This window comes from Shewanella submarina (assembly GCF_042646185.1).
GTDB lineage: Bacteria > Pseudomonadota > Gammaproteobacteria > Enterobacterales > Shewanellaceae > Shewanella > Shewanella corallii.
Genome location: NZ_JBHRTD010000018.1, coordinates 709,605 through 722,038, shown reverse-complemented (window position 1 = coordinate 722,038; position 12,434 = coordinate 709,605). Strand labels below are relative to the sequence as shown.

Genomic DNA, 12,434 nt, shown 5'->3' with positions numbered 1-12,434 from the left:
CAAGATGAATGCAAACCACTGAATTTATATGGCCAAAAGTCAGGCTGCAGCGGTGATATACTGAGCTGACCTTGTTCCGGCAGTGATTATTCCCTAACCTAATAAGGCGTGAGCAGAAACCAAAGGGAAGTAATATGAATGGATTGCACTATGGTATCGACTGGCCCCAAAGCAGTGACGTCGGCGGTATCAAACAGGCGCTGGCGGATCAGTTGGAGTTTCTGGACCATAACTGTGCAGATCATGCAATTCGCGAGGTGCTGCAGGCCAGATCCGATTGCTTCGACAGCCTGCTGACCGCCCTTTGGCAAGAGTACGGATTCGGAGATTCAGGCCTCTCTCTCAACGCCGTCGGAGGCTATGGCCGCCGAACCCTTCACCCCTTTTCTGACATCGACATCTGTGTTCTCCATCGTGACTCTTTAAGCCCGGAACTGGAAGATAAGCTCAGATCCTTTATTACCTCACTGTGGGACTTCAACATTACCCTGGGCCATGGGGTGCTCTCGGTTGAACAGGCAAAGTCCCTGTGCGCCGAGGATGTGACCGCGGCCACCAGCATGCTGGATATGCGCCGCCTGGCAGGCGATCCTGAACACAGCCAAATCATCTCAGCGACTCTGCTTGAACGGGATATCTACTCCAGCGCCACTTTCTTCAAACTAAAACAGGATGAACAAAGCCGACGCCACACCAAGTCCAGTGGCAGTGGTTTCAGCCTGGAGCCCAATCTGAAAACCAGCCCGGGTGGCTTACGGGATATTCAGACTCTGGGCTGGATAGCCAACAAACATTTTGGCTCTCAGGATGAACAAACCCTGAGGAGGATGGGCTACTTTACTGCTGACGAATACGCCGAATTGATGGAAGCTCAAAACTTTATCTGGCGGGTTCGCTGGGCTTTACATATGGCAGTACGTCGCAGCGAAAACCGGCTGCAGATTGAAAACCAGTCGGAAGTCGCCCGCCGCATGGGCTTTGGTGGTGAAAACAATACCGCCATTGAAAAAATGATGCGCCAGCTGTACCGGGCACTGAGCCGGGTAAGGGAATTGAACCAGATGTTGATGGCCCACTTCGAGCACAATGTGCTGGCCAGCGAGGCGCCCTCATCCCCCCTGGTGCTCAATGAGCATTTTGAGATAGACAACGGCCTTATCCGTGCCCGGGACGAAGATGTCTTTATCGAGCGGAAACAGATCCTGATTATGTTCCGGCTTATCGCTGAACATGAGGACAAGATTAAAGGTATCGCGCCGGAAACTCTGCGTCTGTTGCGTCAGGTAAGACGCCGCTTATTGGGAGACCTGCAGGACTTCCATGCCTGCCGTCAGGAGTTTATCGCCCTGTTCCGTCATCCCAGAGGCATGGGATTGGCGATCACCCTAATGCATCAATATGGTTTGCTCGCCGCCTACCTGCCCCAATGGCGGGAGATAGTGGGCCAGATGCAGTTCGACCTGTTTCATGCCTATACAGTGGATGAGCACACCCACAGATTACTGAAAAACCTCTACCAGTTTGAAGTCGGTGAAGAGGACAAGAGTATCAAGCTGGTAGGTACTATTTATCGGGGCCTGGATACCAAAGATACTCTGCTGTTTGCCGCCCTTTACCATGACCTGGCTAAGGGCCGTGGTGGCGACCATTCCAAACTTGGCGCTGTGGATGCAGCCCACTTTGCCAGCTTCCATGGACTGAAGGCTTCCCAGGCCAAGACCATAAGCTGGCTGGTGGAAAATCACCTGCTGATGTCTATGACGGCCCAGCGTATGGATATTTACGACCCGGATGTGGTCAGCAACTTCGCCAAGGCGGTAAAGACGGAGAGCCGGCTGGAAATGCTCTACTGTCTGACGGTGGCAGATATTCAGGCCACCAACTCCAACCTGTGGAATGACTGGCGTGCTACCCTTCTGGCCGATCTGTTCCAGGCCTGCCGACGGGCGCTGCGCAGTGGTCTTGAGAATATGCTGGAGATGCGTTCTTTGATCCGTGAGCGCAAGGCTGACGCCCAAGAGATGTTGATAGCCGCCGACCCCAACCTGGATGAAGACAACCTCAAACAGCTGTGGAAGCAGATGCCTCTGTCCTTCTTCTCCAATGCCGACGCGGATGATATCTGCCGCTATACCCAGGCCATAGTCGGCTACCATGACGAAGACAGAGAGTCGCCGCTGATCCTGCTCGATGGTGAGGTCTACAAGGGCTGCAGTGACCTGTTTGTTTACACCAAAGATAAGCCGGGGCTGTTCGTCAGCCTGTTTAACACCCTCGCCAGCCTTAAGGTATCGGTGAAACAGGCGCAAATTTCTGTGACCCGACATGGCTATGTATTGGAGACTCTAAAAATACTGGATTACAACGACGAACCCCTGCTCAGCGATACACGTCGTCAACAGGTGCTCAATCGTCTGAACCAGGTGCTGGCGGGTAAGCCCGCGGGCTCCAAAGCCAAGCCCAAGCGTCGCCATGCCGCCTTTAACAATGTGCCCAAAGTTGAGTACCTCAACTCCCGCCGTCCAGGCCGCACTCTGTTGAATATTGCCGCGCTGGAAACCCCAGAGGTAATGAGTCGCATCGCCGATGCGTTCAAGGCGATGGAGTTGAATATCCACTCTGCCCGCATCAGTACTCTGGGAGAGAAAACCGACAATGTGTTCTCTGTGTCCAACCGCGAGGGCAGCCGCTTGAGTGATGAAGAGCAGAACACTCTGGTGCATCTGCTGAAAGAGAGTATTGGCTAAGCTAATAGCCAGGCCACTGCTAGTAAAAATACTGGTCCCAAAGGGGGCGTTCTACGCCCCCTTTGGCCGCAACAATTAAGCATCCCAGGTATCACTTTGTATCAATTCAGGCGTAACCCGCTGCCAGAAACTAACCTTTCTGTTAATCTCTCAAGCAACAAAACCTATTCAGATTGACGGACAGATGACACTGAGCTGGCGCGCGATACTGCTGATACTTTCTATCTTGCTGATGCCAAAGAGCTTTGCCTCTTCGGACAGCGAAGGCGTTTCGTCGCTTGGTGAACCTATGTCCCCATCTCAGTGGCAATTTGCCGTTGCCCTTGGTTGGGGACAAAAGTCCAATCCATTGTTCGACTATGACGATATTCCGGTTTATGTGTTGCCCAGCATAGCCTGGTATGGCGAACGTGCATTTTTCGATAACGGTGCCATCGGCTACACACTCTGGGACGGGTACGATTACAGTATCAACCTGATAGGCGGCTTCGGTGACGACGCAGGTTGGTTCAACCGCTGGGACCCAAGCAACCTGTTTGTCGGCGGCCTGAGCGGCGGCAGTCCTGCGCCTGCAGCAGATATGGGTACCCGATTTGCGCGCTTCGCAGATCCCTCCCAAACCGAACCCTCCTATGATCTAAAAAGCAGAAAACTGACCTATATGGGTGGGGGCGAGGTTAACTGGTATACCTCAATGGGTAATTGGCGCGCCCTCATTATGCAGGATATCTTGAACGTACATAACGGCCAGATTGCTATGCTGTCCTGGTACAATTACTGGCAAATAATGAAACTCAGGGTAGATTTAACACTGAGCCTTAGCTGGAAGAGCAGCCAGCTGGTGGACTACTATTATGGCATCACACCTGATGAAGCTTCCTGGGGTAGTCCTACCTATGATGGGAGAGGGACATTCAGTCCTGCCATCGAGCTGGATTTCAGCTATCCGATAACCAAGAAGCTGGAGTTATTGCTTCTGGGTCGTTACACTCGCTTCGGCGCAGGGATTGCCGATAGTCCGCTACTCAAGGAAGACAATAGCTTTGGTGTATTTTTCGGCGCTGCCTACAGGTTTTGATATTCGTGAACAAAAGCTCAGGATTGAGTCTATGCCTTGTGCGAGTGCATTTAGCGCTGGCGTTGGTATTGCTTTCTCCAATGCTTCACGCCGACTCCCTGCCCGCCGATAAACCCACACTGGAGGTATGGCCACAAATATGTGTGGCTGAGCCTGATACTCCCTGTAAACTGGACCTGCAACTCAAATGGCGGGGCACATCCCACAACCGCATCTGCATTTTGTCGGACAACGCACAGTTTACCCGTTGGTGTAACGACTCAAACGCGGTACATTCACTGACACTAAATATAACAACAGATAAAGATATTCAGTTTGAAATGGTTGACCCTGAAACCAACCGGATCATAGCCGATGCCAAATTTCGCGTGACTCAACTCAGCGAACCACAAAAACGTCGGCGTTATCGCAACCCTTGGAGTTTATTCTAATGACAACCCCTCAGTCTCCCTACCGTGTGTTGTTGGTGGAAGATGACATTCGTCTGTCTAACCTGATTGTGGACTATCTCAAAGAGCAAGGAATGCATGTAGAAGTCGAGCGTCGCGGTGATACCGTGCTGACCCGACTCATCAGTTACAAACCCGATATCATTCTGTTGGACATCATGCTGCCCGGTCTGGACGGCCTGTCCCTGTGTGAAAAGCTGCCTGACTACTTCTCCGGTCCTATCCTACTGATGAGTGCCCTGGGTACCAACGAAGACCAGATTAAAGGTCTGGAGCTGGGTGCTGATGACTATATCGTCAAGCCTGTTGACCCTGCCCTGCTGGTAGCCCGCATTAACAACCTGCTGCGTCGTCACTCCAAGCCTCAGCATCAGAACGAGTCTCACTGCCTTAACTTTGGCAAGCTGAGTATTGACCCACACTCCCAGACTATTCGCCTGGGTGAGAAAGCCGTGGATCTGACCAGTCATGAGTTCGAGCTGCTCTGGTTGCTGGCCTCCCAGGCCGGTCAGGTGTTGAGTCGTCAGTTTATCTATCAGTACCTGCTGAACATCGACTTCGATGGCAAGGACCGTAAGATCGACGTACGTATCTCTCGGCTGCGTAAGAAGCTGGGTGACAATATCGAAACGCCATTCCGTATTAAAACCGTGTGGGGACAGGGTTACCTGTTTGCTCCGGAAGCATGGAATAACTAATCCCTGAGGGATTGGGAGTCTGACTTTGCGGCGTCTGTTTATCAGCCTGTATCTTTTGATGAGCCTGACCATAATCGGGCTCGGCTGGACGCTGGAAACGCTCTGGGAGTCCAATATAAAGGAGCATAGTGCCGACCATGCTCCTTTATTGATCCTGGCTGACACCCTGGCACAACTGCCTCAGCCCCAGAGAGAGCAGGTGCTGCAGCAGGCGGTGTTACGACATCAACTGCCTATGGTTCTGCTCCCCGGCGATGCTGTCGCCCTCAACAATGAGCAAAATCTGCAACCGGGAAAAATCCTCACCACAGTGAACGAGCGGGATCAGCAGCGCCAGTTTCTGGTGGTGGATGATCAGGTGCTGATGGTCGGGCCGGTAGAACTTAATAAGTTTGCCCACTGGCAAGCAGCCTACACCCTCTCCTTTTATGTGTTGTTGGCCCTGGGTATTCTGCTGTGGATCCGCCCCCTCTCCCGGGATATCAAATCTCTTGAACAGGTCGCCATTGAGTTTGGTAAGGCCAACTGGCGCAGCCGGGTACAACTGCCCAAAAGCTCTCAGGTATTGCAGCTGGGTAATACCTTCAATCAAATGGCCGGTCAGATAAGCACGCTTATCGAGAACCAAAAGCATATGTCCAATGCCGTCTCCCACGAGATACGCACACCGCTGGCCCGGCTAAAGTTTGCCATTGCTTTACTGCCCTCCTACTGCAAACCGGAAAAGTCCGCCGAAGACAGAGACGCTTTTTTGCAGGATATGCGGGAGGATGTCAAAGAGATAGATACCTTGCTGGCTGAAATGCTGACCTATGCCAGTCTGGAGTCGAACGGTCCTGATATTCAGCATGAAGAGGCCGACCTTGTAGTGCTTTGTCGCCAGCTGGTGCTGAGACTGGAGCCCCTGTCGGCCACACCGGTAGTTTTCGACTCTGAAGTCGCTTCATTGATTATCAATGGAGAGCCTGCTCTGATGGAACGTGCCATCCAGAATCTGATCACCAATGCCCAGCGTTATGCCAAAACACAAATCCGGGTAACCCTGTCAGTACATAAACAAAGGGTGCGCGTCTCGGTGGCGGATGATGGTGTCGGGATCCCGACTGAAGAGCAGCAGAAGATTTTTGATCCCTACTATCGCAGCAAGCAAAATCGCAATGAGGACAAAGGCTATGGTCTGGGGCTGGCGATTGTTGCCCGCATCATGCAAAGAGCCTCAGGCAAAGTGACAGTGAAAAGCGAACCGGGCAATACCTGCTTCTCTCTGTTCTGGCCTCTGCCCTGACCCCGGATTTACCTTCAAACTCTCCCCGCTAGCCATTCTGTGGCTATCCCCCCTGCATAAGTTCACCCCGCCAAAGGATGAGATTTTTCCATGCTTATTCGTCATGGGGCTTATCAGCGTCAGTCTATAGGATGAAATCCAGCTGTGAATTTTTTATTGCAGCACCACTGAGAAAGGTAGGGGTTACTCCTGCGGCGGGTTCGCCAGAGTGAGTGTATGCAGCCTTCCCATCCAGTGGATGACAATTCTGAACCAGGGGGATAATAAGCATGAAAACTCACACCAAGCTGGTGCTGCCATTAAGTCTGGCGCTGATAAGTTCCGGCGCTAACGCCGCCATTACGCTTTATGAAGACGATACTCATTCGGTCAGCACAGATCTGCTGGTCAATGTGTTTTACTCCAACTCCAGCAACGATAAACTCGCAGACGCCAGCGACCCCAATTCAGGCATGGTCAGCCGCGATCAGTCCAGAGTTCGCATCGGTTTCCTGCCCAACTATATCGGCTTTAATTACAACACCAGCGTCAATGACCTCAAAATTGGTGCCCGCGCCTCTTTCTGGGTGACGCTGAACGATACCGACCTGCACCGTGGTGCTGAAGGTCTGGGAACCCGCTCAGGCATTGATGTTCGTCAGTTCTATGCCACGGTCGATGGCAGCTGGGGTCAGGTACTGCTGGGTAAAGATTTTGGTCTGTTCTCGCGCAGCAATATCCTTACCGATGAGTTACTCCTGGGTCACGGGCAGACCAGTGACTACTACGGCCTGATCGATGGTGGTAACGTCTCTTTCGGTAATATCGGCTCAGGCTATACCTATCCATTTCCCAAGTCGCAAATCACCTACCGTACTCCGAATTTCAGCGGATTCCAGCTGGCCGTGGGTGTGATGGACCCGAATAAGAGCAGTGCATCCAGCTCTGAAGATATGCCCAGATTTGAAACTGAACTGACCTACAACTGGGAAAAAGAGAGTACCAACTTTAAAGCCTATGCCAGCGCGGTGACCCAAAGTTCCGAAGATGGCAACAAAGACACTGACTCCAATGGATTTGCCGGTGGCCTGAGAGTCGGCTTTGCCGGATTCGCCCTTAACGCCTCCGGCTTCAGCACCGAAGGTCTGGGTACAGTAGCCGGTCTGGACACCATCATTGTCGATGAGATTAATGAATCCAAGGGCTACCTGGTGCAGGGCAGCTACAGCGTGGGTGATGAACGTTTTGTCGTGTCCTACGGCAAAACCGAAGTCGACACTCAGGATGTCACCACCCTGACCTACGATAATCTGGCATTTGCCTGGTTCCACAGCTTTAACCAGTACCTGTCACTGGTCGCTGAATACAACCGCACCGAGGCTGAAGGGCCAAGCCATATCGGCCTGATTGAAAAGAATGACGTTGTCGCCATTGGCGCCGTAGTCACCTTCTAAAGTCGTCACCAGTCAGAGGTGGCGTCAAAGCCACCTCTGTTTCAAGTCATACCTTAGTAGGAATAACCCTGCGGCCAAAGCCTGATTGACATTTAAGCAATCTGTGATGCAAGTTATGAACAGAACTAAAACAATGACATAGATCACCCTTGTTAAATCAATTCGATACGGGTGAACAATAACGGGCGAGGGCACACAATGGTAAATATACTGGTCGCAGACGATCATCCTCTGTTCCGCGAAGCTGTCTCTCTGGTACTCAATACCAGTCTTGAGGAGTGCAATATCCTCGAAGCAGAAGACGTGGAACAAACTCTGGCAATGATCCAAAGCCATGACGATCTCGACCTTATTCTGCTGGACCTGAATATGCCCGGCAGCGGCGGGCTTAATACCCTGCTTGAGATCCGCAATATTGCGCCTGCCGTACCAGTGGTCATTATCTCGGCAGAAACCAATCGCAAGATTATCCTGCAGACCATCACCTATGGTGCCGTGGGCTTTGTCTCCAAGTCCTCCTCCAAACAGGAAATTGGCAATGCCATCGAGCAGATTCTGGAAGGAAATGTGTATCTGCCAGCGGATATTATCCGGGCGGACACAGAGACGGTTCAGCCCAAGAGTCGTCAGCATGAAGCACAAATCTCGTCGGAGATGCTCTACACCCTGACCCGCAAACAACTGCTGGTGCTGAAAGCCATGGCCATGGGTTCATCCAATAAGCAGATCGCCTATGACCTGAATATCTCGGAAACCACGGTAAAGTCCCATGTGTCGGCGATTTTGAAAAAGCTGGGGGTCCACAACCGTACTCAGGCTGTAGTGGGTCTGTCCAATGTTGACTTTGACCAGTACCTGAAACGCTAACTCCTGAGCCCCTGGCTCCTGAAACCCAGGCTTCTGAAACCATGGCTCCCGAAATATAAAAAGGGCCTCTATAGGCCCTTTTTGATTGCACAGGTGCTTGCCTACCCCGACAGACTGACCTTCTCTGGGCCACTATCCAGCATCTGGATCAGGGTCATCTTAAGCCTCACAGGTACCACGGGCTTATGCAGTATTTGATAGCCTAGGTCCCTGACTTCCCGCTTAAGTGTGTCACTGCGGTTGGCCGTCAGCAGCAGGGTGGGAATATGCTGGGTTCTGCCGCCATTGATAGTACGGGCCAAATCTGTCCCCTTCTCATCATTATCAAGATGGTAGTCCACTATCAGTAATTCAACCGGTGAGCGATTGATATCCCGCTGGATTTGCAGTGACTGCAATGAAGTGGCGGTCACCACCCCGCAACCCCAACGCTCCAGCAGAGTTTGCATGGCATCGCAGATATTCTGGTCATTATCCACCACCCAAACCCGCGCTCCCTGCAGCGCCACACTTTGAATGGCCAGCACAGGCTCCCCCTCTTTGGGGAGTTGACTGACGCCACTGCGGGGGAGTTTGACTGAGAACACCGAGCCCTGCCCCGGCCAGGAGCGCACAGCGATGGGATGGCCAAGCACATTACAGATTTTATCGACGATAGCCAGCCCAAGCCCCAGCCCGGTACGGGTTTTACTGTGGCTGGGGTCCAGGCGTTTGAACTCCTGGAATATCTCCTGAAGCTTCTCTTTGGGGATGCCCACCCCCGTATCCCACACCTCTACCACCACAGCGTTATCCTGCTGACGACAGCCCAGCAAAATCCTGCCGCTCTGGGTATAACGCATGGCGTTACTCATCAGGTTACGCACCACCCGGGCCAGCAACTGAGAATCTGAGTAGATAACTGAGTTACTGCGTACATAGCGCACCTCAATCCCCTTCTCTTCTGCCGCGTAGGCAAACTCGTTGGCAATGTTGTCCAACAGGTCATGAAGGCGGAACGACTGCTTATCGGCCTTGACGATACCCGCATCCAGCTTGGAGATATCCACCAGCATGCCGATAAGTGACTCTACATCCGACAGGGAACTGGCCACTGACTGCACCAGTTGCCTTAAGGCCGGCGACATTCTGTGCTCCTGCAATGAGCCAGTGTAAAGCTGGGCAGCATTCAGGGGCTGCAGCAGGTCATGACTGATAGCTGCCAGGAACTTGGTTTTTGACAGATTAGCCTGCTCAGCCTCGGATTTGGCCTCAAGTAATCGGCTCTCAATCTGGCGTCTCTCGCCAATTTCCGCCAATAGCTGCTGGTTCAACTCTTCCAGCTGCGAAGTGCGCTCCCTGACTCTTTGTTCCAGATGTTGATAGGACTGCTCCAATGCCTCTGCATTACGCTTACTCTCTGTGATATCCCAGTTGAGCACAAACAGGCCGGTTACCCTGTCGCCGTCAATATTGGGCACATAGCTCTTCATCATGTAGCAATCCAGCAACTGGGCGTTACGCTCCTTCAGCTCGAAGGTGACAGACTCCCCGGCCAATGCCCGCTCCACATAGGGCATCATCATCTGCAACTCCTGCTCGTTGCGACTGACACTGATATGCTCGCCCAGGAGTTTGCCTTTGTCGAAGCCGTACCATTGCTCATAGGCCCTGTTGGTAAACCGGAAACACAAATCCTCCCCGACATAGGCGATAAGCGCAGGTACATTGTCGGTGATAAGACGCAACCAGCGCTCATTTTCCCTCAGGGTTTCCGCATATCTGTGACTCTGGGTGATATCTGTGTAGGTATTCACATAACCACCGATGGACAGGGCATGGCTGCGTACTTCAATCACGTGCTCCAGATCCGGTGTCTGAGTGGTAACCTCTTTTCTCGGGTCGACCGGATTGAGCGACAGCGGCAAATCCGGCAGGTCGGTGAGCTTACGCCCCAGCAAATAACTGGGTTCGCTCACCCCTGTCATGGCACAGAATCTGCGATTGACCACCTGCACCAGCCCCTGGGCATTGACCATCACCACCCCCTGAGACAGGTTATCCACCATGAGTTGCAGCAGGCGGGATTTCTCCGCCAAAGCTGCCGCAAATCGGGCTTCCTCAGCCTGCTTTATCAGGGTGATATCCTTGTGCAGCAGGACCAGTCCCCCCTCCATGGTGCGGCGTTCCAACAGCTGCATCCAGCGACCTCTGACATCCTGATAAACCCAGGCTCCGGGCTCTTGAGACACAATCGCCTGATCTCTTATCAGGCCGCTGTCATCAATCAGAGCCCTCAGCCCGGAAAAACTGTCTCCCTGGGATAAACTGACGCCGAACTCGGCGAGGTATTTCTGCAAACGGCAGTTGGCGTAGATTAAGTTACTGTCAGCATCGAACAGGGCGAAGCCATCACTGATGGACTCAATGGCATCCACAAATCTCTGCTGGGCATCACCGATAAGGCGGTTGGCGTGACTGAGCTGCACATTCTGCTGCTCCAGTGCCATCAAAGCCGCATTCAACTCTTCGGTTTTCTCCCGTACCTGCTCAGCCAGCACGACGGAATATTGAAAGGCATGATATGGGTCGACATTATTAACGCCCCGGTTCTCTACCCTGGCAATCAAAGACTGAATCATCTTTTTCTGGCGGGCATTTTCCTGCTTCAGTCGTTCCAGTTCCTGCTCCAGCTCCCGCTTATTCATCAGCGTCCTCCAGAACTTGAGAGCCGGGCTTACCTATCATGACGCCGGTCAGGGTCTGGTTCATATGAACACCATTAAGCTGCTCACCATAGGTATTGAAGCCCACCAGCCGAAAGCGTTTGTACAAGCTACTTAATTTGTCGTGCAGATCTCGCTTATCGGACTCCAACTCCCGCAAAAAGCAGTCGCACCCCAGCACCATCTCAGTTTCACCAAACTGTTGTTGCAGCTCGGTCAGCTTGGCTTCAACACTGGTGTAGAGATCACCGGGCTCCATAGCCGTCAGCACTATGCCGCAGTCCACGGCACAGTAAAAATCCAGGCTCAGGTCGTCGTTCACCTTCTGAATTGAGCGGATATAGTACTCACCGCCAATCAGCACAGCTAAAGGGTGCAGCGCATAGACTTCAGGTTGTAGCTCTTCCAGCGGCAACCCAGCCTCTCTGGCATAGACCAAAGCTGCAGGTTCGGCATTCAGCTCATACACCCGGCGCTTGTCGCTGTCAGCTTCGGTCACCACCAGCTTCTGATCCAGACTCTTGATATGGTGGGTGGTAAATACTTCGAAGGGGCAGATGGTATTGACCATGACCACCACAGCCGAGTCTGAATGAAAACTGCCGTTGCAATACACATGGGTATAGGCAAGGTTGACGTCATCCCCAGCACTGCCACCAAAATGGGGGATTTTGCCCAGTGCGGCATTGAGTATCGCCAGAAACAGCTCCTCTTTGGGAGACAGTCCATCGATCAGAGTCAGGACAAAACTGTTACCTGCAACGGGCGCAATTCCTCTTTGATTACAGCCATTAACCAGTTCAGCCACACAGGCCTGAGCCTGGTTCAGTGAGAAGTTATCCAGTGGCAGCAGTTCACTTTCCAGAGTGAAGGCGTGATTGCTGAATCCCAGTGCCAGGATGCTGTTCTTGCTGTAACCCCGCTCAGTAATCTCGCCGGATGTTGTACAACCCACCACTTTCCGACCGACGAACCGGCTCTCCATCTCTTTGGCCAGCTCCGAAAGGTCGTAGGAGGCTGAACAGAAAAACAGCACAAACTCCAGGTCCGGTCTGTCCAGACCGGCAGCCAGCTCAGCTGCCGCCTTTGCTGCATCATTGTGGATACTGGATGCCACCTCTATCAGTGGACTCTCCAACCCGGACTCTTTGCCTGTTTCCTGATCCATACTC

At 52.6% G+C, this 12,434-nt stretch carries 9 protein-coding genes; 7 read left to right on the top strand and 2 right to left on the bottom strand.

The genetic code is table 11. The features are described 5' to 3' along the window. Positions 1–134: 134 nt before the first annotated feature. From glnD to ACFOE0_RS20210, 7 genes are all read left to right on the top strand, one after another. Entirely contained in the window at positions 135–2,747 is a 2,613-nt protein-coding gene (gene glnD, locus ACFOE0_RS20240) for a [protein-PII] uridylyltransferase (protein ID WP_248934379.1), read from the top strand. A 184-nt stretch (positions 2,748–2,931) separates the two neighbouring features. Further along, positions 2,932–3,825 carry a MipA/OmpV family protein gene (locus tag ACFOE0_RS20235; RefSeq protein WP_248934378.1) on the top strand — a complete coding sequence of 298 codons (894 nt, stop codon included), beginning with the start codon at positions 2,932–2,934 and terminating at the stop codon, positions 3,823–3,825. Positions 3,826–3,863: 38 nt separating this feature from the next. After that, complete coding sequence (locus ACFOE0_RS20230) at positions 3,864–4,256, top strand: DUF3019 domain-containing protein (RefSeq protein WP_248934377.1); 393 nt, start codon at positions 3,864–3,866, stop codon at positions 4,254–4,256. Beyond that, the gene (locus ACFOE0_RS20225) at positions 4,256–4,972 is read left to right on the top strand and encodes a winged helix-turn-helix domain-containing protein (RefSeq protein WP_248934376.1); all 717 of its coding nucleotides are present in this window, start codon (positions 4,256–4,258) and stop codon (positions 4,970–4,972) included. Before ACFOE0_RS20230 ends, ACFOE0_RS20225 begins: the two co-directional genes overlap by 1 nt. A 25-nt stretch (positions 4,973–4,997) precedes the next feature. Continuing rightward, the gene (locus ACFOE0_RS20220) at positions 4,998–6,257 is read left to right on the top strand and encodes an ATP-binding protein (RefSeq protein ID WP_248934375.1); all 1,260 of its coding nucleotides are present in this window, start codon (positions 4,998–5,000) and stop codon (positions 6,255–6,257) included. A 269-nt stretch (positions 6,258–6,526) separates the two neighbouring features. After that, positions 6,527–7,690: a porin gene (locus tag ACFOE0_RS20215; protein WP_248934374.1), complete on the top strand. Its 1,164-nt coding sequence runs from the start codon at positions 6,527–6,529 to the stop codon at positions 7,688–7,690. A 198-nt stretch (positions 7,691–7,888) separates the two neighbouring features. Then, a complete protein-coding gene (locus tag ACFOE0_RS20210; RefSeq protein ID WP_115135422.1) occupies positions 7,889–8,557 on the top strand; it encodes a response regulator transcription factor in 669 nt (222 codons plus the stop codon). Between the two features lie 101 nt (positions 8,558–8,658). Here ACFOE0_RS20210 and ACFOE0_RS20205 read toward each other — a convergent pair whose 3' ends face one another. Then, positions 8,659–11,244: a PAS domain-containing hybrid sensor histidine kinase/response regulator gene (locus ACFOE0_RS20205; RefSeq protein WP_248934373.1), complete on the bottom strand. Its 2,586-nt coding sequence runs from the start codon at positions 11,242–11,244 to the stop codon at positions 8,659–8,661. Further along, the gene (gene nosP, locus ACFOE0_RS20200; protein ID WP_248934372.1) at positions 11,237–12,430 is read right to left on the bottom strand and encodes a nitric oxide-sensing protein NosP; all 1,194 of its coding nucleotides are present in this window, start codon (positions 12,428–12,430) and stop codon (positions 11,237–11,239) included. Before nosP ends, ACFOE0_RS20205 begins: the two co-directional genes overlap by 8 nt. Positions 12,431–12,434: the final 4 nt, after the last annotated feature.

What these genes read in the sequence shown, in the direction of transcription:
- ACFOE0_RS20225 (WP_248934376.1), top strand. Translation starts at nt 4,256, where the DNA reads ATGACAACCCCTCAGTCTCCCTACCGTGTGTTGTTGGTGGAAGATGAC.
- ACFOE0_RS20215 (WP_248934374.1), top strand. Translation starts at nt 6,527, where the DNA reads ATGAAAACTCACACCAAGCTGGTGCTGCCATTAAGTCTGGCGCTGATA.
- glnD (WP_248934379.1), top strand. Translation starts at nt 135, where the DNA reads ATGAATGGATTGCACTATGGTATCGACTGGCCCCAAAGCAGTGACGTC.
- ACFOE0_RS20235 (WP_248934378.1), top strand. Translation starts at nt 2,932, where the DNA reads ATGACACTGAGCTGGCGCGCGATACTGCTGATACTTTCTATCTTGCTG.
- nosP (WP_248934372.1), bottom strand. Translation starts at nt 12,430, where the DNA reads ATGGATCAGGAAACAGGCAAAGAGTCCGGGTTGGAGAGTCCACTGATA.
- ACFOE0_RS20205 (WP_248934373.1), bottom strand. Translation starts at nt 11,244, where the DNA reads ATGAATAAGCGGGAGCTGGAGCAGGAACTGGAACGACTGAAGCAGGAA.
- ACFOE0_RS20210 (WP_115135422.1), top strand. Translation starts at nt 7,889, where the DNA reads ATGGTAAATATACTGGTCGCAGACGATCATCCTCTGTTCCGCGAAGCT.